The organism is Mycolicibacterium cosmeticum (assembly GCF_000613185.1).
In the GTDB taxonomy this organism is placed as follows: Bacteria; Actinomycetota; Actinomycetes; order Mycobacteriales; family Mycobacteriaceae; genus Mycobacterium; species Mycobacterium cosmeticum.
Window position 1 is genome coordinate 242,111 of sequence record NZ_CCBB010000003.1, and the last position, 21,332, is coordinate 263,442.

18 protein-coding genes are annotated in these 21,332 nt (G+C 70.9%); 11 read left to right on the plus strand and 7 right to left on the minus strand.

Annotation, left to right across the window (positions count from 1 at the left end):
- The first annotated feature begins 63 nt into the window (after positions 1–63).
- The 3 genes from BN977_RS20170 to BN977_RS20180 are packed head-to-tail and all read left to right on the plus strand — an operon-like array spanning position 64 to position 4,390.
- Positions 64–2,313 (plus strand): propanediol/glycerol family dehydratase large subunit, encoded by a 2,250-nt coding sequence (locus BN977_RS20170; protein WP_036400965.1) that lies wholly within the window; start codon positions 64–66, stop codon positions 2,311–2,313.
- Entirely contained in the window at positions 2,310–2,642 is a 333-nt protein-coding gene (locus BN977_RS20175; protein ID WP_036400967.1) for a diol dehydratase small subunit, read from the plus strand. The genes BN977_RS20170 and BN977_RS20175 overlap by 4 nt, the downstream gene beginning before the upstream one ends.
- On the plus strand, positions 2,639–4,390 hold the full coding sequence (locus BN977_RS20180) for a diol dehydratase reactivase ATPase-like domain-containing protein (RefSeq protein WP_234709647.1): 1,752 nt from the start codon (positions 2,639–2,641) through the stop codon (positions 4,388–4,390). Before BN977_RS20175 ends, BN977_RS20180 begins: the two co-directional genes overlap by 4 nt.
- On the opposite strand, the gene BN977_RS20185 is transcribed toward BN977_RS20180, so the two are convergent.
- From BN977_RS20185 to BN977_RS20195, 3 genes are read right to left on the minus strand one after another with little or no spacing between them, the layout of a single operon-like run.
- Positions 4,383–5,276: an aldose 1-epimerase gene (locus tag BN977_RS20185; RefSeq protein ID WP_036400969.1), complete on the minus strand. Its 894-nt coding sequence runs from the start codon at positions 5,274–5,276 to the stop codon at positions 4,383–4,385. The genes BN977_RS20180 and BN977_RS20185 overlap by 8 nt on opposite strands.
- A gap of 14 nt (positions 5,277–5,290) precedes the next feature.
- Positions 5,291–6,439, minus strand: a complete 1,149-nt coding sequence (locus BN977_RS20190) for an FAD-binding oxidoreductase (protein ID WP_036400972.1) — start codon at positions 6,437–6,439, stop codon at positions 5,291–5,293.
- Between the two features lie 15 nt (positions 6,440–6,454).
- Positions 6,455–7,441 carry a membrane protein gene (locus BN977_RS20195; RefSeq protein WP_036400974.1) on the minus strand — a complete coding sequence of 329 codons (987 nt, stop codon included), beginning with the start codon at positions 7,439–7,441 and terminating at the stop codon, positions 6,455–6,457.
- A 96-nt stretch (positions 7,442–7,537) separates the two neighbouring features.
- Here BN977_RS20195 and BN977_RS20200 point away from each other — a divergent pair, with 96 nt between their 5' ends.
- On the plus strand, positions 7,538–8,167 hold the full coding sequence (locus tag BN977_RS20200) for a TetR/AcrR family transcriptional regulator (protein WP_024454577.1): 630 nt from the start codon (positions 7,538–7,540) through the stop codon (positions 8,165–8,167).
- A gap of 3 nt (positions 8,168–8,170) precedes the next feature.
- Here the strand turns inward: BN977_RS20200 and BN977_RS20205 are convergent, their stop codons facing one another.
- Complete coding sequence (locus BN977_RS20205) at positions 8,171–8,839, minus strand: GAP family protein (protein WP_024454578.1); 669 nt, start codon at positions 8,837–8,839, stop codon at positions 8,171–8,173.
- Positions 8,840–8,916: 77 nt separating this feature from the next.
- Here BN977_RS20205 and BN977_RS20210 point away from each other — a divergent pair, with 77 nt between their 5' ends.
- Positions 8,917–10,317 carry a guanine deaminase gene (locus BN977_RS20210; protein WP_051561741.1) on the plus strand — a complete coding sequence of 467 codons (1,401 nt, stop codon included), beginning with the start codon at positions 8,917–8,919 and terminating at the stop codon, positions 10,315–10,317.
- Between the two features lie 7 nt (positions 10,318–10,324).
- The gene (locus tag BN977_RS20215) at positions 10,325–11,275 is read left to right on the plus strand and encodes a putative antibiotic biosynthesis monooxygenase (RefSeq protein ID WP_036400979.1); all 951 of its coding nucleotides are present in this window, start codon (positions 10,325–10,327) and stop codon (positions 11,273–11,275) included.
- A 5-nt stretch (positions 11,276–11,280) separates the two neighbouring features.
- Here the strand turns inward: BN977_RS20215 and BN977_RS20220 are convergent, their stop codons facing one another.
- The 3 genes from BN977_RS20220 to BN977_RS20230 all read right to left on the minus strand — a co-directional run bounded on the left by BN977_RS20220 (position 11,281) and on the right by BN977_RS20230 (position 13,112).
- Positions 11,281–11,691: an Rv0361 family membrane protein gene (locus BN977_RS20220; protein WP_036400982.1), complete on the minus strand. Its 411-nt coding sequence runs from the start codon at positions 11,689–11,691 to the stop codon at positions 11,281–11,283.
- Position 11,692: 1 nt separating this feature from the next.
- Positions 11,693–12,310: a CYTH domain-containing protein gene (locus BN977_RS20225; protein ID WP_024454582.1), complete on the minus strand. Its 618-nt coding sequence runs from the start codon at positions 12,308–12,310 to the stop codon at positions 11,693–11,695.
- A 61-nt stretch (positions 12,311–12,371) separates the two neighbouring features.
- A complete protein-coding gene (locus tag BN977_RS20230) occupies positions 12,372–13,112 on the minus strand; it encodes a GntR family transcriptional regulator (protein ID WP_036400985.1) in 741 nt (246 codons plus the stop codon).
- 53 nt (positions 13,113–13,165) lie between these two features.
- On the opposite strand from BN977_RS20230, the gene BN977_RS20235 reads away from it, so the two are divergent.
- The 5 genes from BN977_RS20235 to BN977_RS20255 all read left to right on the plus strand — a co-directional run bounded on the left by BN977_RS20235 (position 13,166) and on the right by BN977_RS20255 (position 21,317).
- The gene (locus tag BN977_RS20235) at positions 13,166–16,045 is read left to right on the plus strand and encodes an FAD-binding and (Fe-S)-binding domain-containing protein (protein ID WP_036400987.1); all 2,880 of its coding nucleotides are present in this window, start codon (positions 13,166–13,168) and stop codon (positions 16,043–16,045) included.
- A gap of 78 nt (positions 16,046–16,123) precedes the next feature.
- The gene (gene clpB, locus BN977_RS20240; RefSeq protein ID WP_036400990.1) at positions 16,124–18,670 is read left to right on the plus strand and encodes an ATP-dependent chaperone ClpB; all 2,547 of its coding nucleotides are present in this window, start codon (positions 16,124–16,126) and stop codon (positions 18,668–18,670) included.
- 149 nt (positions 18,671–18,819) lie between these two features.
- On the plus strand, positions 18,820–19,641 hold the full coding sequence (ttfA, locus tag BN977_RS20245) for a trehalose monomycolate transport factor TtfA (RefSeq protein ID WP_036400993.1): 822 nt from the start codon (positions 18,820–18,822) through the stop codon (positions 19,639–19,641).
- Positions 19,638–20,423 (plus strand): SDR family NAD(P)-dependent oxidoreductase, encoded by a 786-nt coding sequence (locus BN977_RS20250; protein ID WP_036400996.1) that lies wholly within the window; start codon positions 19,638–19,640, stop codon positions 20,421–20,423. Before ttfA ends, BN977_RS20250 begins: the two co-directional genes overlap by 4 nt.
- The gene (locus BN977_RS20255) at positions 20,424–21,317 is read left to right on the plus strand and encodes a hypothetical protein (RefSeq protein ID WP_051561743.1); all 894 of its coding nucleotides are present in this window, start codon (positions 20,424–20,426) and stop codon (positions 21,315–21,317) included.
- The last annotated feature ends 15 nt before the right edge of the window (positions 21,318–21,332 follow it).

Consider the following 21,332-nt stretch of genomic DNA (forward strand, 5'->3'; position numbering starts at 1 on the left):
GGTTCACCCAACAAATGGACTAACCCTTTACGAAAACGGTCCAGTCAGGGCAGGATTTGGTACATGGCCGAATCCTCCCCAGAACTGGGCCGTTTTCGTGTGCTCGACGCCAAACCCGTCAACCTCGACGGGTTCAGCGTCGCCGCGCCCGAACTCGGGCTGGCCGCCATGCACAGCCCGTTCGATCCAGAGCCCTCGCTGGTGGTCCGGGACGGCAAGGTCGTCGAGTTGGACGGCAAATCCGCCGAGTCCTTCGACGTGATCGACGAATTCATCGCGCTGTACGGCATCGACCTGGCCACCGCCGAGGAGGCCATGGCGCTCGACGATGTCACCCTGGCCCGGATGACGGTCGACATCAACGTGCCACGAGCCGAGGTGGTGCGGCTGATCGGCGGCACCACGCCGGCCAAGCTGGCCCGCGTCGTCGCGGTGCTCACGCCGGCCGAGATGCAGGTCGCGATGACCAAGATGCGCGCCCGCCGCACCCCGAGCAACCAGGCCCACGTCACCAACCAGCTGGACGACCCGCTGCTCATCGCCGCCGACGCGGCCAGCGCGGTGGCCTACGGTTTCCGCGAGGTGGAGACGACGGTCCCGGTGCTCGGCGACGCCCCGTCGAACGCGGTGGCCCTGCTGATCGGCTCCCAGGTCGGCGTGCCCGGCGCCATGGCGCAGTGCTCCATCGAGGAGGCGCTGGAACTGCGGCTCGGGCTGCGCGGGCTGACCAGCTACGCCGAGACCATCTCCATCTACGGCACCGAACAGGTCTTCACCGACGGCGACGACACCCCGTTCTCGAAAGCCATCCTCACCTCCGCCTACGCCTCGCGCGGCCTGAAGATGCGAGTCACCAGCGGCGGCGGCGCCGAGGTGCTGATGGGCGCGGCCGAGAAGTGCTCCATCCTCTACCTCGAATCCCGCTGCGTGTCGCTGGCCAGGGCGCTGGGCTCCCAGGGCGTGCAGAACGGCGGCATCGACGGCGTCGGCGTGGTGTCCTCGGTGCCCGAGGGGATGAAGGAACTGCTCGCCGAGAACCTCATGGTGATGATGCGCGACCTGGAATCCTGCGCGGGCAACGACAACCTGATCTCCGAATCCGATGTCCGGCGCAGCGCACACACCCTGCCGGTGCTGCTGGGCGGGGCCGACTTCATCTTCTCCGGTTTCGGCTCCATCCCGCGGTACGACAACGCGTTCGCGCTGTCCAACTTCAACGCCGACGACATGGACGACTTCCTTGTGCTGCAACGGGACTGGGGTGCCGACGGTGGCCTGCGCACCGTCAGCCAAGAACACCTGGCCCGGGTCCGCCGGCGCGCCGCGACCGCGGTGCAGGCGGTGTACCGCGATCTCGGCCTGGCCGACTACGACGACGACCGCGTCGAGGCCGCCGTCGTCGCCAACGATTCGCGCGACATGCCGCCGGGTGACCCGAAGGCCGTCGCCGAGGCCGCCGCGGCCATCGAGGCCCGCCAACTGACGGTGTTCGACGTGGTCGCCGCGCTGCACCGCACCGGTTACGCGCCGGAGGCCGAGGCCATCATGGCGCTGACCGCCGAGCGGTTGCGCGGGGACCAGTTGCAGACCTCGGCCATCTTCGACGAGCAGATGCGGGTGCTGTCCAAGATCACCGATCCCAACGACTACCGCGGCCCGGGAACGGGTTACGCGCTCACCGACGCGCGCCGTGCCGAGATCGACGATATCCGGCAGGCCCGCACCGCCGCCGAACTCACCGCCGACCAGGCCGAGTACGCTGGCCACCTGGTGGTCACCGAAGTCGAGGAGGCCCGCCAGGGCGCCAACCCGCGCGAGGTGTGCATCGGGCTCTCGCCCGCGCTGGGCCGCACCGTCTGGCTGACCCTGTGCGGGCTGACCGTCGGCGAGGCGATCCGGCAGATCACCGCCGGGTTGGAGGAGGAGGGCTGCGTGCCCCGGTTCGTGCGGGTGCGCTCCACCATCGACGTCGGGCTGATCGGCTTGACCGCGGCCAAACTGTCCGGCTCCGGCATCGGAATCGGCCTGCAGGGCAAGGGCACCGCGCTGATCCACCGCCGTGACCTGGCGCCGCTGGCCAACCTTGAACTGTTCAGCGTGGCCCCGCTGCTCACCGCCCGCAACTACCGTGAACTCGGCCGCAACGCCGCCCGGCACGCCAAGGGCATGGCACCCGTCCCGATCCTCACCGGAGGCACCGATGAATCCATCTCGGCGCGTTACCACGCCCGGGCCGTCGCGCTGGTGGCCCTGGAGCGCGACGCCAGCGAGCCCGGCGCCGCGCCGGTGACCGTGGCGGTGCGACGAGCATGACCAGTGAATTCACCGTGGCCGCCGCCGTCGAGGGCCGGCTGGGCCTGGCGGATCTGCGGATGGACCCGGCCACCCTGGCGCACCAGGCCGTCGTCGCCGAGGAGCACGGCAACCCGCAGCTGGCCGAGAACTTCCTGCGCGCAGCCGAATTGGCGCTCATCGACGGCGAAGAGGTGATGGCGCTGTACGAGGCGCTGCGGCCGCACCGCTCGACCGCCGCGGAACTGGAGGAACTGAGGGTGTCGCTGCAGAATCGCGGCGCCGTGCGGTGCGCCGAATTGGTCGCGCAGGCCGCCGCGGTGTACGCCCGGCGAGGCCTGTTGCGGTGACCCCACCGGTCACCATTGTCGCCGGGGCGAGCGAAGCGACGGGGGAGTTCATTGCCGGCATCGACGTCGGCAACCACACCACCGAGATCGTGCTGGCCCGGCTGCACGGCGGCCGCGCCGAACCGGTCGCGCACGGCCAGGCCCCGACCCGTGGCCGCAAGGGATCCCGGGATTCCCTGGAGGGCGCGGCCGCCCTGCTGACCCGCCTCGAGGTGCAGGCCGGCGTCACCGCCGAGCGGGTGGTGCTCTCGGCGATCCGCCCGGTGGACACCGCGACCGCGCCGCTGCCACCGGCCGCCTCGCCCCGGTCCCCGGTGATCAGCCTGCGCCGGCCCGATGCCAGCACCCCGGCGGGCACCGGCTACGGCGTCGGCCGGCATGTGCCGGTGCACGCGCTGACCGGCCCGGCCGCACCGCACCCGGTGGTGGTCTCCGTCGGGCCGGACATCGACTACGAGGATGCGGCCCAGTGCATTTCGGCGGCCGTGGCCGCCGGATGGAGCATCGCCGGCGTGTTGGCCGCCGAGGATGACGCGGTGCTGATCGCCAATCGGATCCCCATCCGGGTGCCGGTGGTGGACGAGGCCGACACCCAGCTGCTGGAACCCGGCGTGCTGGTCGCCGTCGAGGTGGTGCAGGAGGGCCGGGCCTACCGGTCGCTGGCCGACCCCATCGCGCTGGCCGCCGCCCTGCAGATCGACCCTGCCGAGCTGCCCTGGGTCGCCGAGTTCACCAGAGAGCTGGCCGACGCTCCGGCCATCGCGGTGACCCGGCGCACCCGGGCACCGGAACCGCCCGCGACCGACGACGATTACGTCGACTGCCGGATCGCCGGGCAGACCGTGCGCTTCGCCCCCGAGCAGGCCTATCCACTGCTGCGCGCCGAAGCGCCCGGCACCGCGGTGCGGGTCCGGTTACGGTCGCTGAAATCCGCCGAGGACGGTATCGCCGTCGACGACGCCTATTTCACCGACCTGGCCGCCATCGACGACGGGGCCTGGCTGCGCCGCGGGGTGGCCGAGACCCGCGGTGCCGTCGTCGCGCTGCTGGCCGCCGACCACGTGGCCGACGCCGCCGAGACGATGACCGAGCTGACCGGCCGGCCGGCGCAGACCCTGGCGGCCGAACCCGCCGCGGCCGCCAGCGGGGCGCTCACCACGCCCGGCCTGCCCGCCGATGTCGTCGTGTGTGACATCGGCGGCGGCACGGTCGATCTGATCGGGCCGGACCGCACGGTGACCGCCGCGGGGGCGGGGGAGACCATCACCTCGGCGGTGGCCCGGGTGCTCAACATCCCGCGGGCGCTGGCCGAACGCGTCAAGCGCAGCCCGGCGCTGCGCGTCGAGGGGCCGCACCTGGCCCACGAGGAGGACGGCCGCCGGGTGTTCCTGGACACGCCGGCCACCGCCGATGCCATCGGCCGGTTGTGCACCCGGGGCAGCGCGGGCCTGGTGCCGTTCTCCCGCACGCTGGCCGCCGAGGAGTGGCGCAGTCTGCGGCTGGCGGTCAAGGAGGCGACGGTGGCCTCGAATATCGTCCGGTGCCTCAAGGTGTTCGAGCGGATGCCTGCGGTGCTGGTGCTGGCCGGCGGTGGCGCACTGGACGACGAGCTGATCCGCACCGTCGGCGAGGCGCTGCGGGCCGCGGGCAGCGCCACGGTGGTGGGCCGGGCCAACATCGACGGCATCCACGGGCCCCGGTACGCGGTGGCCTCCGGCCTGGTGCACCTGGCCGCGGCGGTCAGCTGACCCGGATCGAAAAACGGGCGGTGACCGGACCGCCGGCCGCGACGGCATGGTCGCCGCGGCGCAGCGCGTCGGTGGTGGCGGCCATCGGTTCGATCGCCACCAGATCGTCGCCCGCGGGCGCGAACAGCTGCGCGGCCGGATACCCCTGCTCATAGGTCACCTCGATGCGGCGGCCGCCGCCGGACAACGCGAACACCGCGCCGTCGGCCACGCCGGTGAAACCGTCGTCGAGCACCCGGTCGCCGAGCGGCTCCGCCGCGGCCGGCCACTCCTGCCGCTCGCCGGTGGGGATACCGCGCTCGTCGGTCGGCAACCGGTGCAGCGCAGGGATTTCCAGCACCCACTCGGCCCGTGGTACGCCGGGGATCTGCAGGTACGGGTGGTACCCGAAGCACAGGGGCACGGCTGCAGCCGTCGTCGGGGTGACCGTGGTGGCCACGGTCAGTGTGCGGTCGGCCAGGGTGACATCCTGGGTCAGCAGGTGTGGGAACGGGAAGGCGGCCAGCAGCCGCGGGTTACCGCCGAAGTCCAGGGTGGCCGTGAGCCGATTGTCGGTGCGCGCGGTGACCAGCCAGCCCGGGTAGGCAGCCAGCACGCCGTGGATGGGCAGCCCGTTCGGGTCGGCGCGCACCCCGCCGGCCCCCGCGGTCAGCGTCACCACCGCGCCGTCGACGTCATAGGTGTTGGCGCTCAACCGATTCGCCCACGGGTACAGCAGCGGGATGCCCATCGTCTTGCCGTCGGTCACGTAGGCGTCCAGGCCGCGGCGCTGGCCCAGATATTCGGTGCCGTCCTCGGCCAGCGAGGTGCCGATCATGCCGGCGCCGGGCACGAAGGTGGCGGTCAGCGCGGATGACGGATCGTGCAGGGTGATGTGCTCTGACACCGGTGCATCCTCTCTCAGTACAGCGGATCGTGCTGGATACGTTCGGGTGGAGCACCTTTGGCGATCAGCGCCGCCTTGGTCGCGGCCACCATATCCGGGCCGCCGCAGATCAGGATCTGCCGGTCGCCCCAGCCGCCGTAGCGGGTCACCACGTCGGGCAACAGCCCGTTCTGGCGGACGTGCAGCCCGCGCGGCGGTTGCACGTCGGGATAATCGGTGGCCCACGGCGGGTCGGTGGCGAACTCGGACACCGGGGTGACCGACAGCCACGGATTGGTCGAGGCGATCTCCCACAGCGTGCGCAGGTCGTAGAGGTCGCAGGGGAACCGGCCGCCGAAGAACAGGTGCACCCGCGGATTCACCCCGTAGCGGCACAGATCCATGACCAGGGTGCGCAACGGCGCAAGGCCGGTGCTGCCGGCCACCATCAGCACGTCGCCGCCGTCACGGTCGACGTGCAGGGCGCCGTGCGGATTGGACAGCCGCCACCGGTCGCCCGGCCTGGTCTCGCCGATGATCGCGGTGCTCACCATGCCGCCCGTGACCGAGCGGACGTGGAATTCGATGGCGCCGCCCGGGTCGGCGGGGATGGACGGCGACAGGTATCGCCAGCGGCGCGGCCACTGCGGCACCTGCACCGACACGTACTGGCCCGGGTGATAGTTCAGCGGTTGGTCCAGCTGCAGCCGGACGATCGAGACATCGCGGGTGGCGCGGATGTGGTCGATGACGGTGCCGTCGTGGTACGGCAGCCCGCCGTCGGCGTCGGCGGCGCCGCGCATGACACCGACCAGCAGCGCCACGGTGTCCCCGGCGGCCTCGGCGACCCGGTCGTCCCAGCGGTCGCGCAGCTCGCTGCGCAGGGTGGCCAGCAGGGCGGTGCCGAGGGTGTCGTAGTGAGCGCCGATCACGCCGTACTTGCGGTGATCGCGGCCCAGTTGGGCGAGGAAGGCCACCGGTTCGTCGGCGCGCTGGGCGATCAGTTCGGTGAGCAACCAGCTCAGCGCGTGCGCGAAGTTGTGCCGCTGGTGCGCCAGGTCGGGCGGGAAGAGGTCGCGCGCGGTGGCGTCGACGGCGAACCAGCGGGTGTAGAACCGGCCGACCAGGTCCGCGTCGACCGCGGCGCGCAGCGTGTGCAGCGCGTCGCGGTCGTCGAGTCCCACGTGCGACGAGTGTAGTTAGCTCTTCCGCAGCCCCGCGGCGAGCAGGAGGACCAGTCCGGCCACCGCCCAGCAGGTGAGCACGGCGATCGCCATGGCGGCACCGGATCCGGCGAAGTACGCCGTCGACCGCAGCAGCGTCGCGGTCGCCCCCTGCGGTAACAACTGGCCGAACGTGCCCCAGCCGCCGGGCAGCATCTCGGGGGCACTCGTCAAGCCGGACAGCGGATTGCCGACCAGCAATGCCAGCGCGGCGCCGATGGCCAACCCCACCTTCCCGAACAAGGCGCCCAGCCCGAGCATCACCAGCAGGGCGGCCAGCACCCCCAGCGCCAGCCCGGCGGCGACGCCCCACAGGTTGTCCTCGATGGACCCGAGCACGTAGCGCAGCAGCAGCGCCACCGTCAGGCCCATCAAGCCGGCGAAGCCGACCGCGGCGGTCAGGGCGGTCCAGCGGGCGCCGGGGACCAGCAGCACCAACGCGATGGCGGGCAGGATCCCGGCCAGGGTGATCGGCAGGGCCGCGGCCGCCAGCCCGGCGCCGCGCGGATCCTGCGCCGTCGGCGGGGCGAGGTCCTCGGTGGACAGCGGACGCCCGGTCTGCTGGGCCAGTCCGGCGCCGATCTGGCCGAGCAGCTGCGCGACGACCGGACTGGCGCCCGTCGCGGTGAACACGGTGGGCTCGGGCCCGAACGAAACACCGCCGTAGACCTGCCGGTCGCGGATCGCCTCGCGCAGCGCCTGCTCGCCGGGGTAGTAGGTGACGTCGAACGCGCCGGGTGCCCGCTGTTCCAGCGCGCGGGCGACCTGGCCGGTGGCGGCCTGGGGTCCGGCGATCCCGATCGGGATGTCGTGCGGCCGGGACTTCGCCGCCGGCAGGGCGAACGCGACGGCGAGGACGGCCAGTGCGGCGGTGAGGACGAGCACCAGACCCGCGGCGCGGCCCGCCGCCGATGGCCGATACCCCGCTGCCCCGGCATGCCGGGGGACGGACTGAGTTGCCATGACGAACCCCTTTTTCAATGGGTGTTGAATTGATGTCTGGCAGCGTAGCCCCGTGTTCGCAACATTTCAACACTCATTGAAATGTTACTGTCGGATATGTCTTCACCAGCGAAGACGGCCGCACGCCGTGGCCGGCGTCAAGGGGAACCGGTATCGCGGGAGGCGGTGCTGGCCGCCGCCAAGGCCCGCTTCGCCGCCGACGGCTACGAGAAGACGACGCTGCGCGCCATCGCCCGCGACGCCCACGTCGACCCGTCGATGGTGCTGTACCTGTTCGGCTCCAAGGCCGACCTGTTCCGCGAGTCGCTCCGGCTGATCATCGATCCCACGACGCTGGTGGCCGCGATGTCCGACGGCGACGGCACCATCGGGGACCGGCTGGTGCGCCAGTACCTGCAGATCTGGGAAGCGCCGGAGAGCGCCGCCACCATGGTCGCGATGCTGCAGTCGGCGACGTCGAACCCCGATGCGCACGACGCCTTCCGCACGTTCATGCAGAACTACGTGCTCACCGCGGTCTCGGGTGCGCTCGGCGCCGAAACCGCCCCCCGGCTGCGGGCCATGCTGGCCGCCACCAATCTGGTGGGCACCGCGCTGCTGCGCTATGTGATGAAGGTGCCGCCGCTGGCCGACCTCCCGGCCGACCAGGTGGCCACCCTGATCGCCCCGACGGTCACCCGCTACCTGACCGCCGACGCCGACGAGCTGGGGTTGCCGCCGGACTGAGCGTCACAGTCCGTGAATTCCCTTGTACAACACCAGGACACCGATCACGACGAGGATCGCCGCGACCAGGGCGCCGTGCTGGCGCTCCAGCCACCGCGTGAGCCGGGCGAGCGGCTGGGCCAACCGGTCACCGGATACCGCGTAGGCCAGGATCGGGATGGCCACCGTCGACGCGGCCACCGCGACGAAATAGATCAGTGCCACCCAGGCGTGCACCCGGCCCAGTCCGGCGGTGCCGATGGCCAAACCGGCTGCGGCGCAGATGAACAACACCTTGGGGTTGACCACCGCCAGGACTGCCGCGGTCGCCAGCGCGCGCACCGGGGTGAGGTCGGCCAGCTTGCGCATCCAGGCCGGCGAATGCTCGGACTGGTTGCGGGTGAACCAGCGGTAGGCGCCGAACACGATGAGCAACGCACCCACCGCGATCCGCAGCCACGACGCCCAGACCGGCGGTTTGTCCAGCGTGCCCATCAGGTCGGAGACCTCGACGAAGATCCCGGTCAGCAGGCCCGTGCCGAGCAGCCAGCCCAGCAGGAACATCAGCCCGGTCCGGCGCGGTTGCGCGGTGTGCAGGGCCAACACGGCGGGGATGATGGTCAACGGTGACAGCGCGATCACCAGGGCCAGAGGGACGAGCTCGGTCAGCGTCGAACCGAAATTCCCGGACATAGCGCAGAACCTAACATCCACCACGGTTTGCGCCACTTGCCCGGCAATCCACCGGCATCCGTGTTCCCCTGGACACCGTGAGTCAGATCCACTACGGGCACATCTTCCACATCGCGGGCAGCCCGGCCATCAGCGAGTCACCGGGCGCCCTGGTGTCCATCCCCGACGGCGCGCTGGTGCTCGACGGCCGCGGGCGGATTGCCTTCTGCGGCAGCCGAACCGATATCCCGTCGGAGTATGCCGCCGCGGTGGTCCACGACCACCGGCCGGGTTATCTGCTGCCCGGCTTCGTCGACACCCACATCCATTTCCCGCAGACCTACGCCGGGGACTCCTACGGTGGCGGACAGCTGCTGGAGTGGCTCACCCAGTGCATCTTTCCCGCCGAGTCCCGGTTCGCCGACCCGGTCTTCGCGGCCGCGGCGGCCGCCGAGTTCTGCGACCGGCGGATCGCGGCGGGCACCACCGCCGCGATGGTGTTCGGCTCGGCCTTCCCGCACGCCCAGGATGCGTTGTTCACCGAGACGCAGCGGCGCGGGCTGCGGATCGTCAGCGGCCGCGGCATCCAGACCGTCGGCCCGGACTCGGCGGGCCCACTGCTCACCTCGGAGGACGACGCCATCCGGCTCACCCGGGCCGAGATCGATCGGTGGCACGCCGCGGACACCGGTGATGTGGACACCGCGCTGCTGCACGTCGCCGTGGTGCCCAGATTCGCCCTGTCGGTCACCACCGAGACGCTGAAAAACCTTGGCGATCTCTACGATTCGGTGCGCGATCGCGGCGTGTACATGCACACCCATCTCAACGAGAACAACCGCCCCGGCACGGGGGAGGTGGACGTCACCAAGTCGACCTACGGGGTGCAGTCCTATCTGGACACCTACGACGGCCGGTTCCTGCCGGGGTCCGCCGTCGGCGGGGCCAGCCTGCTGGGCCGGCGGACCGTCCTGGCGCACGCGGTGCACTGCACCGACGCCGAACTGGCCCGGATGGCCGAGACCGGCACCTCCATCTCGCACTGCCCGGTGTCACAACTGTTCCTCGGATCGGGCACCATGCCGTGGCGGCGCACCGTCGCATCGGGGGTGAACCTCTCGGCCGGAACGGATTTCGGTGGGGGTGACGAATGGCTCATCCCGAGGGTGCTGGGCGACGCGTTCAAGGTGCACATCTCCGAGGACGGGGACGCCGGAACGTCACTGCACCCCGCCGAGCTGTTGTTCCTGGGCACCCTCGGCGGGGCCAGGGCACTGGACATGGAACACCGGTTCGGCAACTTCGACGCCGGCAAAGAGGCCGACTTCGTCGTCGTCGACCCGGCCCGAACGCCCGCCCTGTCCGCCGCACTGACCACCGGGATCCGGTCGGCCGAACCCCAATTGGCGCGTGATCAAACACTTTTCGCGCTGCTGCTGGGGTTGCGTGAATCATCGGTCGCCGCCGTCTACGTCCAGGGCCGTCACCTGAACCCGTGAGGATGTCATGAGTGCCATCGTCGTCACTTTCTTCCATCGCCCCGCCGACCAGACCGCGTTCGACGCCTGGGCCGGCGAGCTGGCCGCCGTCGCCCGGGCTGCACCCGGCTTCGTCGACGCGGCGGTGTCGGTGCACACCGACCCGCGCCTGCAGCTGGCGGTGTCGGCCACCTTCGGCACCGAGGGACAGTTGCACGCCTGGCTGGACAGCGCGGCGCATGCGGCGGTGCTGCGCGACGGCCGGGCGCGCGGCCTGCACCGGGCGTCATCCGATCTGGTCGTGGTGGAGGGCGAGTGCACCCCGCCCGGGGTCGCGGTGTTCCGGCATCCGGTGTCGGTGGGCCGGGAAGCCGACTTCATCGCCGCGCAGGGCGATCTGACGACGGCCAGCGCGGGCTTCTCCGGTTACGAGGGCACGGTGGTGTTCCCCGGCACCGGGCCCGGAGGCGAGTGGCTGACACTGATCCGGTTCCGCACCGAGAACCTGCTGTCCGGCTGGCTGAAATCCCCGCAACGGATTGCGGCGCTGCCGTCGCTGCGCTCGGCGCTGGACCACGACTTCTCCACCTTCTCGCACACCACCCCGCTGGGCACCACGGTGCGTTTCGAGAACGGCAAGACGGAGATGACGCCGAGTTGGAAGACGGCGATGCTCGTGCTGATGGTGCTGTACCCGACGGTGATGCTGCTGGCGCGCTTCCTCGGTCCGGTACTCGACCGGTTCGGCGCCGAGCCCTGGCTGGCGATGTGGCTGAGCCAGGTGGCCAGCGTGTCACTGATGCAGTGGGTGCTGATGCCGTTCGCGGTGGCGCGGACCCGGCGCTGGCTGGATCCCGTGGCAGGCCGAAGCCGGGCGATCAGCGTGCGCGGCGCCGCGGCGGTGTGCGCGGTGTACGCTGTGACGCTCACCGTGTTCGCGAGCATCACCTGGTTGCAGTTCTGGGACTATCCGGGCTGAGCGCTTCAGAACTCGCACCATTTCCACTCGCCGCCTTCGTATTCGAAGGCGATGTCGTCGGGATCCTCGCCGTGGTTCTCGATCACGGCCGTCGCACTGCCGTCGCCGATCTCCAGGTCGGTGATCTCCAGATCCAGCCGGCCGGACCCCGACCGCGCCTCCCGCAGGCTGTCCTCGCCGAACTCACGCTGCCCCCGCATCTCGGCGCACATCAACTCCCGCATCTGGCCGAATTCCCGGTCGTTCCAAGCCTGCTCGAAGCGGTCGACCAGGTCGGCGATCCGGTCCTCGTCGGACCGCGGCAGCGCGGTCAGCCCCGGCGGTGGTACCGCGGCGCCGGGGGTCTCCCGGGTGCAGCCCGCCAGCGCGATGGCCGAACACAGCACCGCAGATGCCAACACCGGGGCCACGCGCATGTCAGGTCCCCCCGAACCGGTTCTGGCCCAGGTTGGCCACGAAGGTCGGTCCCTGCTCGGCGAACTCGCGCCGATAGGCGTCCGCCCATCCGCCGAACGGCCGGTGCGCCAGGTACTCGTTGCGGAACCGATCGTCTTCGGACACCTCGGTGACGCAGAAATCCGGGATCACCAGGTCGACGACGGGCCCGCCGCGCTCCACCTCGGCCAGCACCAGAGGGGCGTTGGCGCCCAGGAAGCGGTCCAGGATCCAGCCGTCCTCGTTCAGCCACACCGAGTAGCGGATCTTGGCCACCACATGCTCGGCGCGCTGCACGATCTGGCCCGCGACCATCGGGTCGAGTTCGCGTTCGGCCTCGTACCGGGTGCCGCCGGCCGCGGGGCCCTTGGCGGTCATGGTGCCGATCGACTCGTCACCCAGCGCCGCCACCAGGTCGGCGGGAGCCCGATCCGGTTCGGCGACAGCGGGTCCCTGCACGCGGACGCGGACCGCGTACCCGTCGGCCGCGAACAGGTAGGCCTGCACGATCAGGACGGGGCTGGGGTCCGATGCTGCGATGGCGGGCAGTTCGTCGACGACGAACTTCCGCTCGAATTCGAAATCTCGGTAGCCGGACATAACAAGACGCTAGCCCGCGACGTCGGAGAATGCCCTGATTCGCACCGCGGCGCACCCCGTGTCAGGTCACCGCCCGCGCCCACACGGTCGCGGTGTCCAACGGTGCATCCTGGTCGCGGATGGCCTGGGCGACCAACAGCTGCCCGGTCGAGGTGAGGTGGTGGCGCATCGCCGCGACGGCCTCAGCCGGCCGGTTCTCGGTGATGGCGGTGATCACCGGCCGGTGTTCGGCATCGATGTCGAACAGGCTGCGGTCCCGGTCGGCGGTGGTGGCACCGAGCAGGCGGGTGGACTCGCGCAGCGACCCGATGATCGCCCTGGCGCGGGCATTTCCGGCCGCGGCCAGGATGTCGTCGTGCAGCAGGTGGTCGTGCCGGGCGAAGGTGCGTTCGTCGCCGGCGTCGGCGGCGGTCCGCAGCAGCTGCATCCGGTGCCGCAGTTGCGCGCTCAGTGCCGCGTCGCAGCCGACGGCGGCCCGGCCGACCGCGGGCAGTTCCAGGGCCAGCCGGATGGCGAAGATGTCGGCGATCTCTTTCGGGTCGGGCAGCAGGATGCGGAAGCCCTGCCGGGCCTCGAATCGGATCAGCCCCACTTCCTCGAGCCGCAGCAGGGCATCGCGGACGGGGGTGCGCGATACCGCCAGCGCGTCGGCGAGGCGATAGACCGAGTACTTGACCCCGGGGCGCATGGTGCCGGCGTCGATGGCCGCGCGCACCGCCTCCATCACCTGCTCGGCGCGCCGGCCGCTGCCCTGCAGTGGGGCCAGTGCGAGCCCGTCGTCCTCGCGATCTGGACCGGCCATGGCCGCACTGTAGCAAGACCGGGCGGTTCCTAGCATGCTACGACTGACGTAGCATGCCAGGAATGACCGAGGTGCAAGCGCTGCACGCCGCCCTGCGGGCCGCCGGGATCGGCGACGTCCGGGTGGACGGCACCAGCAGGGCCGCCTATTCCTCGGACGCGTCGCTGTACCGGGTGATCCCGACCGCGGTGGTCTGTCCCGCCGACCATGACGAGGTGGCGGCGGTCCTGCGGGTGTGCCGGGAGCAGCGGGTGCCCGTCACCGCGCGCGGCGGCGGCACCTCGATCGCCGGTAATGCGGTGGGCGCCGGCGTGGTCCTCGACTTCAGCCGGTACATGAACCGGGTACTGGCCATCGATCCCGACGCCCGCACCGCCGTGGTGCAACCCGGTGTGGTGCAGGCGGTGCTGCAACGGGCGGCCGCGCCGTTCGGTCTGCGGTTCGGGCCGGACCCGTCGTCGCTGTCGCGCTGCACCATCGGCGGGATGATCGGCAACAACGCCTGCGGGTCCCGGGCCCTGGGCTACGGCCGGACCTCCGACAACGTCGCCGCCATGCGGGTTCTCACCGCGGCGGGCGACGACCTGCGGCTGGTGTCGGGATGGCGCGGCGCCGACCGTCCGGCCACACCGATGCTCGATGCGCTGGCCGACGTGACCCGGTCCGGACTGGCCACCATCCGCACCGAATTCGGCCGGTTCGGCAGGCAGGTCTCCGGATACTCCCTGGAACACCTGTTGCCCGAGAACGGGTTCGACGTCGCCCGGTTGCTGGTGGGCAGCGAGGGCACGCTCGCGGTGTGCATCGAGGCGACGGTGGATCTGGTGCGCGAACCCGCCCACCGGATACTGGTGGTGCTGGGCTACCCCGATATCGCGACGGCCGGTGACGCCGCCCCGGTGATCGTGGCGCACCGCCCGTCGGCGTGCGAAGGCATCGACTCCCGCATCGTCGACGTGGTGCGCGAGCGCAAGGGCGCCGGCGCCGTCCCGCCGTTACCCGCCGGTGCGGCATGGGTTTTCGTCGAAGTGGTGGGTGACACGAGCGACGAGGCGCACCGGCGCGCCGTCGAGGTGTCCCGCACCTGCGGTGCCGTCGACGCCCTGGTGGTCGAGGATCAGGCGCGGGCCGCCGCACTCTGGCGGATCCGGGCCGACGGAGCCGGCCTGGCCGCCCGCAGTCCCGTCGGACGGCCCGCGCACGCCGGCTGGGAGGACGCGGCCGTGCCGCCGGACCGGCTCGGCGACTATCTGCGCGAATTCGACGCGCTAATGGCCGAATTCGGGGTCACCGGCATGCCGTACGGCCATTTCGGCGAGGGCTGCCTGCACATCCGCATCGACCTGCCGCTGGACCGCCCCGGCGGCACCGCGGTGTTCCGGGATTTCGTGTCCGCCGCCGCCACCCTGGTGGCCGGCTACGGCGGATCGCTGTCCGGGGAGCACGGCGACGGCCGGGCACGTGGTGAACTGCTGCCGCTGATGTACTCGCCGGACGCGCTGGCGCTGCTGGCCGCGGTCAAACACACCTTCGACCCCGACGATCTGCTCAATCCCGGTGTGGTGGTGCGACCCGCTCCGCTGGACGCCGACCTGAGGGTGCCCGCCGCCCCGGCCCTGCGGCGCAACCTGGCCCTGGCCTACCGGCACGACGACGGGGACTTCAGCCAGGCGGTGCACCGGTGCACCGGGGTGGGCAAGTGCCGCGCGGACAACAGCGGGATCGGCGAGGTGATGTGCCCGTCGTATGCGGCCACCCGGGAGGAGAAGGACTCCACCCGGGGCCGGGCCCGGGTACTGCAGGAGATGGTCAACGGCGGTGAGGTGCGTGGCGGCTGGCGGTCCCCGGAAGTGCATGAGGCCCTGGACCTCTGCCTGTCGTGCAAGGGCTGCGCCTCGGACTGCCCGACGGGCGTCGACATGGCCGCCTACAAGGCCGAGGTGCTGCACCAGAGCTACCGGCGGCGGGTCCGCCCGGCGTCGCACTACTCGCTGGGCTGGCTGCCGCGCTGGGCGAAGGCGGCAGCGGTGGCCCCCCGGTTGGCCAACTCGGTGATCGGACTACCGGTTGTCGGGCGGGCAGCGCTGACGGCGGCCGGGGTGGACCCGCGCCGGTCGGTGCCCGCGTTCGCACCGGAGACGTTCCGGAGATGGTTCCGCCGCAACGTTTCCGGCGGCGATACGGCGGGGCCGCCGGGCACCGATGAGGTGCTGCTGTTCGTCGACACCTTCACCAACTACTTCGCGCCCGAGGTGGGTATCGCGACCGTCCGCGTCCTGCAGGACGCCGGATACCGGCCCCGGCTCACCGACGAGCAGCAGTGCTGCGGCCTGACCTGGATCTCCACCGGCCAGCTCGACGCGGCGCGGCGCATCCTCGGGCGCACCCTGTCCGCCCTGGCGCCGGCCGTGCAGCGCGGGGTACCGGTGCTGGGCATGGAACCGTCGTGCACCGCGGTGCTGCGCTCCGACGCGGCCGAACTCGTCGGCGGCGAGCACGCCGAGGCGGTCGGCGCCGCCACGCACAGCCTGGCCGAACTGCTCACCGCGCGGGGCTGGCAGCCGCCCCCGCTGGCGGGCACGACGGTGGTCGCCCAGCCGCACTGTCACCACCACTCGGTGCTGGGCTGGGGTGCCGACGCGCAGTTGCTGCGCGCGGCCGGCGCCGACGTGACCAGACTCGCGGGGTGCTGCGGCCTGGCCGGGAACTTCGGGGTGGAGAAGGGGCACTACGAGGTGTCGGTTGCCGTGGCCGAACAACAGCTGCTGCCCGCCGTGCGGGCGGCCGACGCTGCGACGCCGATCCTGGCCGACGGGTTCTCCTGCCGCACCCAACTCGACGATCTGACCGATCGCCGGGGTATCCACCTGGCGCAGCTGCTCGCCGAGCGGCTCCCGGAGCCCACTATCGCCAAAACTGATCCAAAAAGGTAAACTTGAGCGGAACAGACTCAACCTTGAGTACGTTGGACAGTACGACAAGCATTTTCTCCACAGGGAAAGGGAGGTGTCGTGGACTCGTTCAACCCGACCACGAAGACCCAGGCGGCGCTGACCTCGGCGCTGCAGGCGGCCACCGCCGCCGGCAATCCGCAGATCACGCCGGCCCATCTGTTGATGGCGCTGCTGACCCAGAACGACGGGATCGCCGCGCCACTGCTGCAAGCGGTCGGAGTCGAGCCCGCGACCATCCGGACCGAGGCCGAGCGCCTCGTCGGCCGGCTGCCGAGTGCCAGCGGTTCCAGTTCGCAACCGCAGCTCTCGCCGGAGTCGATCTCGGCCATCACCACCGCTCAGCAGCTGGCCACCGAGATGGACGACGAATACGTCTCCACCGAACACCTGCTGGTCGGCCTGGCCACCGGTAGCAGCGACACGGCCAAACTGCTGACCAACCACGGTGCCTCCCCGCAGGCGCTGCGGGACGCGTTCACCAAGGTGCGCGGCAGCGCGCGGGTCACCAGCCCCGACCCCGAGGGCACCTACCAGGCGCTGGAGAAGTACTCCACCGACCTGACCGCCCGCGCGCGCGACGGCAAGCTGGACCCCGTCATCGGCCGGGACAACGAGATCCGCCGCGTCGTGCAGGTACTGAGTCGCCGGACCAAGAACAACCCGGTGTTGATCGGTGAACCCGGCGTCGGCAAGACCGCGATCGTCGAGGGCCTGGCCCAACGCATCGTGGCCGGCGACGTGCCCGAAAGCCTGCGGGACAAGACCGTCGTCTCGCTCGACCTCGGGTCGATGGTGGCCGGCGCCAAGTACCGCGGCGAATTCGAGGAGCGGCTGAAGGCCGTCCTCGACGACATCAAGAACTCGGCCGGTCAGATCATCACGTTCATCGACGAGCTGCACACCATCGTCGGCGCGGGTGCGACCGGCGAGGGCGCGATGGACGCGGGCAACATGATCAAGCCCATGCTGGCCCGCGGTGAGCTGCGCCTGGTCGGCGCCACCACGCTCGATGAGTACCGCAAGTACATCGAGAAGGACGCCGCCCTGGAGCGGCGCTTCCAGCAGGTGCTGGTCGGCGAGCCGTCGGTGGAGGACACCGTCGGCATCCTGCGCGGGCTCAAGGACCGCTACGAGGTGCACCACGGTGTGCGCATCACCGACTCGGCGCTGGTGGCCGCGGCCACCCTCTCGGATCGCTACATCACCGCCCGCTTCCTGCCGGACAAGGCCATCGACCTGGTCGACGAGGCCGCCAGCCGGCTGAAGATGGAGATCGACTCGCGGCCCGTCGAGATCGACGAGGTCGAGCGCCTGGTGCGCCGCCTGGAGATCGAGGAGATGGCGCTGGCCAAGGAGGAGGACGAGGCGTCCAAGGAGCGGCTGGACAAGCTGCGCTCCGAGCTGGCCGACCAGAAAGAAAAGTTGGCGGAGCTCACGACTAGGTGGCAGAACGAGAAGGGCGCCATCGACGTCGTCCGCGACCTCAAGGAACAGTTGGAGGCGCTGCGCGGCGAGTCCGATCGGGCCGAGCGCGACGGCGACCTGGCCAAGGCCGCCGAGCTGCGCTACGGGCGCATCCCCGAGGTGGAGAAGAAGCTGGAGGCCGCCCTGCCGCAGGCTGAAGCGCGCGAAAACGTGATGCTCAAGGAGGAGGTCGGACCCGACGACATCGCCGAGGTGGTGTCGGCGTGGACCGGTATCCCGGCCGGGCGGATGCTCGAAGGTGAGACGGCCAAGCTGCTGCGCATGGAGCAGGAGCTGGGCAAGCGGGTGATCGGCCAGCGCAAGGCCGTGCAGGCCGTTTCCGACGCGGTGCGCCGGTCGCGGGCCGGTGTCGCCGACCCGAACCGGCCGACCGGCTCGTTCATGTTCCTCGGCCCCACCGGTGTCGGTAAGACCGAGCTGGCCAAGGCGCTGGCGGAGTTCCTGTTCGACGACGAGCGCGCGATGGTCCGCATCGACATGAGCGAGTACGGCGAGAAGCACTCGGTGGCCCGCCTGGTCGGTGCCCCGCCCGGGTACATCGGCTATGACCAGGGCGGTCAGCTGACCGAGGCGGTGCGCCGGCGGCCGTACACGGTGATCCTCTTCGACGAGGTCGAGAAGGCCCACCCGGACGTGTTCGACGTGCTGCTGCAGGTGCTCGACGAGGGCCGGCTCACCGACGGGCAGGGCCGCACCGTCGACTTCCGCAACACCATCCTCATCCTGACGTCCAACCTCGGGTCGGGCGGCAGCGAGGAGCAGGTGATGGCCGCGGTGCGCTCGGCGTTCAAGCCGGAGTTCATCAACCGCCTGGACGACGTGATCATCTTCCACGGCCTGGAGCCCGGTGAGTTGGTGTCCATCGTCGACATCCAGCTGGCCCAGCTGCAGAAGCGGCTGGCGCAGCGCCGCCTCACCCTCGAGGTGTCGCTGCCGGCCAAGCAATGGCTGGCGCAGCGCGGTTTCGACCCGCTCTACGGCGCCCGTCCGCTGCGGCGGCTGATCCAGCAGGCCATCGGCGACCAGCTGGCCAAGATGCTGCTGGCCGGTGACGTGCACGACGGCGACGTGGTGCCGGTCAACCTCGGCGCCGACGGCGAGAGCCTGGTGCTGGGCTGACCTTCCCGCCGAACAGACACAGACTCCCGCATTTCCGCCCGGAAATGCGGGAGTCTGTGTCTGGTGGGGCGCAATATCAGCGCAAGTAATCGGGTTGTGACCGCAACGAGTTCCCGGTAGAGGGGTACCAGCAAGTACGCTAGGTCCCAATGGTCCCTCTCTGGTTCACACTGTCCGCGCTCTGTTTCACCGGGGCGGCCGTGTTGTTGTATGTCGATATCGACCGCCGGCGCGGTTTGGGCCGGCGGCGTAAGTCGTGGGCGAAGTCGCATGGCTTCGACTACGAGCACGAATCCCACGACATCCTCGATCGCTGGAAGCGTGGCGTGATGTCCACGGTGGGTGAGCACGTCACCGCCCGCAACGTGGTGCTCGGTCAGATCCGCGGTGAGGCCGTGTTCATCTTCGACCTGGACGACGTCGCCACCGTGATCGCCCTGCACCGCAAGGTCGGCACGAACGTCGTCGTCGACCTGCGGCTCAAGGACATCAAGGAACCCCGCGAGAGCGATATCTGGCTGCTCGGCGCGATCGGCCCGCGGATGGTGTACTCCACCAATCTCGACGCCGCCCGCCGCGCCTGCGACCGCCGGATGGTGACGTTCGCCCACACCGCGCCCGACTGCGCCGAGATCATGTGGAACGAGCAGAACTGGACGCTGGTGGCCATGCCGATCAGCAGCAGCCGCGCCCAGTGGGACGAGGGCCTGCGCACCGTCCGGCAGTTCAACGACCTGCTGCGCGTGCTGCCGCCGATTCCGCAGCCGGGCCGCAACGGCGTCGGGGTGCACGCCGGTCAGCCCGCGCTCGCCCGCCGCGGTGGGTCGCCGAGCCGCCCGCTGCTGCCCCGGCCGGCCGAACTGCCCGCCGGCCGCGGTGACCTGCCGCCCGGCCGTGCCGACGTGAGTCGCTATGTCGACCAGCGCACACCGGTGCGCAATGGCCGGCAAGCTCCGCACTATCAGCGGTGACCGGACCCGCCAAACCCGTCGCACTGATCACCGGCCCGACGTCGGGGATCGGCGCCGGTTTCGCCCGTCGCTATGCCGCCGAGGGCTTCGACCTGGTCCTGGTGGCCCGCGACACCACCCGACTGGAAGCGCTCGCGGCCGAACTGCGTGACCACGCCCGAGTCGGCGTCGAGGTGCTGTCCGCCGACCTGGCCGTCGAAGCCGACCGCCGCAAGGTGGCCGACCGGCTGGCCGAGGGTGTGCAGGTACTGGTCAACAATGCCGGCTTCGGCACCTCGGGCGAGTTCTGGAAAACCGACTACGCGAGGCTGCAATCCCAGCTCGACGTCAACGTCACCGCCGTGATGGCGCTGACCCACGCCGCACTGCCGCCCATGCTGGCGGCGGGCACCGGCACCGTGATCAACGTGGCCAGCGTGGCCGGGCTGCTGCCGGGCCGGGGGTCCACCTATTCGGCGTCCAAGGCCTGGGTGATCTCGTTCTCCGAGGGGCTGGCCAACGGGCTCGGCGGGACCGGGGTGAGCGTGCACGCGCTGTGCCCCGGTTTCGTGCACACCGAGTTCCACGACCGCGCCGGCATCGAGATGTCCGGCACGCCGTCGTGGTTCTGGCTGGAGGTGCCCGACGTGGTGCGCGACTGCCTGGCGGCGGTCGCCAAGGGCGAGGTGGTGATCGTGCCCGGCGCGCAGTACAAGGCGCTGACCGCGGCCGGCCGGCTGGCACCGCGAAAGCTGGTGCGCATCGTCACCAAACGTGTCGGTAAGGGCCGCGGGCGGACCTGAATGCGGGTGAAGCGGACGGTAGCGGCCGTGCTGACGGTGCTGCTGCTGGCGGCGTGTTCCGGTGGTGACACCCCGGGTAACCCGTACGGTGCGCAGCAGGCCCGGATCGGCGAATCGCTGACGCTGCTCGGCTGGAACGTCTCGGTGGCCAATCTGCGCTTCGACGGTGACCGGGTGCTCGTCGATATTGACGCCGCCCCGGCCCAGGCCGGCGGCCCGCACGTCAAACCGGAGAGCCTGCGGTTCGGTCTGTACGGCGCGCTGGCCCATCCCATCGAGTCCAACGCCATCGGCGGCTGTGCCGACGCGACCAGCCTGAGCCTGCGGCCGGTGACCGGCGCCGACCCCCAACATCTCAGCGGCACAGTGTGTTTGGGTCCGCTGCGGGATCAGAGCCAGGTCCGCGGGGTGTACCTGTACTCGCCGGAGGAACGCATCCCGAAGACCACGGTGGCCTGGCCGGCGGCGTTCCCGGTGGGCCTGATGCCCACCGGCGACAGCGAAGCCGGACTGGTGCTGCACTCCACCAGCGTCGACGCGTTCCGCGCCGACGGCACCCAGCTCACCCAGGCCGCCCTCGGCGATCCGGCGGCGTTCGCCGGCAACGGCTACATGCTGATCGGCCTGTCCATCGACGGGACGGCGCAGCGTTATCGCGACGACTCGGCCGCGCGCGGTGGCCCACTAATGGTGCTCACCGGCCCGACCCTGCCGGGAAACGGCCTGTCCCATGCCTGTTCGGCGTACGGGTCCTCGCTGCTGATCCTGCCGGAGGCCAGCCTGGATGCCGTCGCGGTGCGCGCCTCGATGTGCACGCAGGGCGAGATCAACGCCGCACTGCTGTACCCGACGGTGTCGGTGGTGGGCACGCACGCGGGGCTGTGGACCAAGTGACCCGAAGTCGAGCGC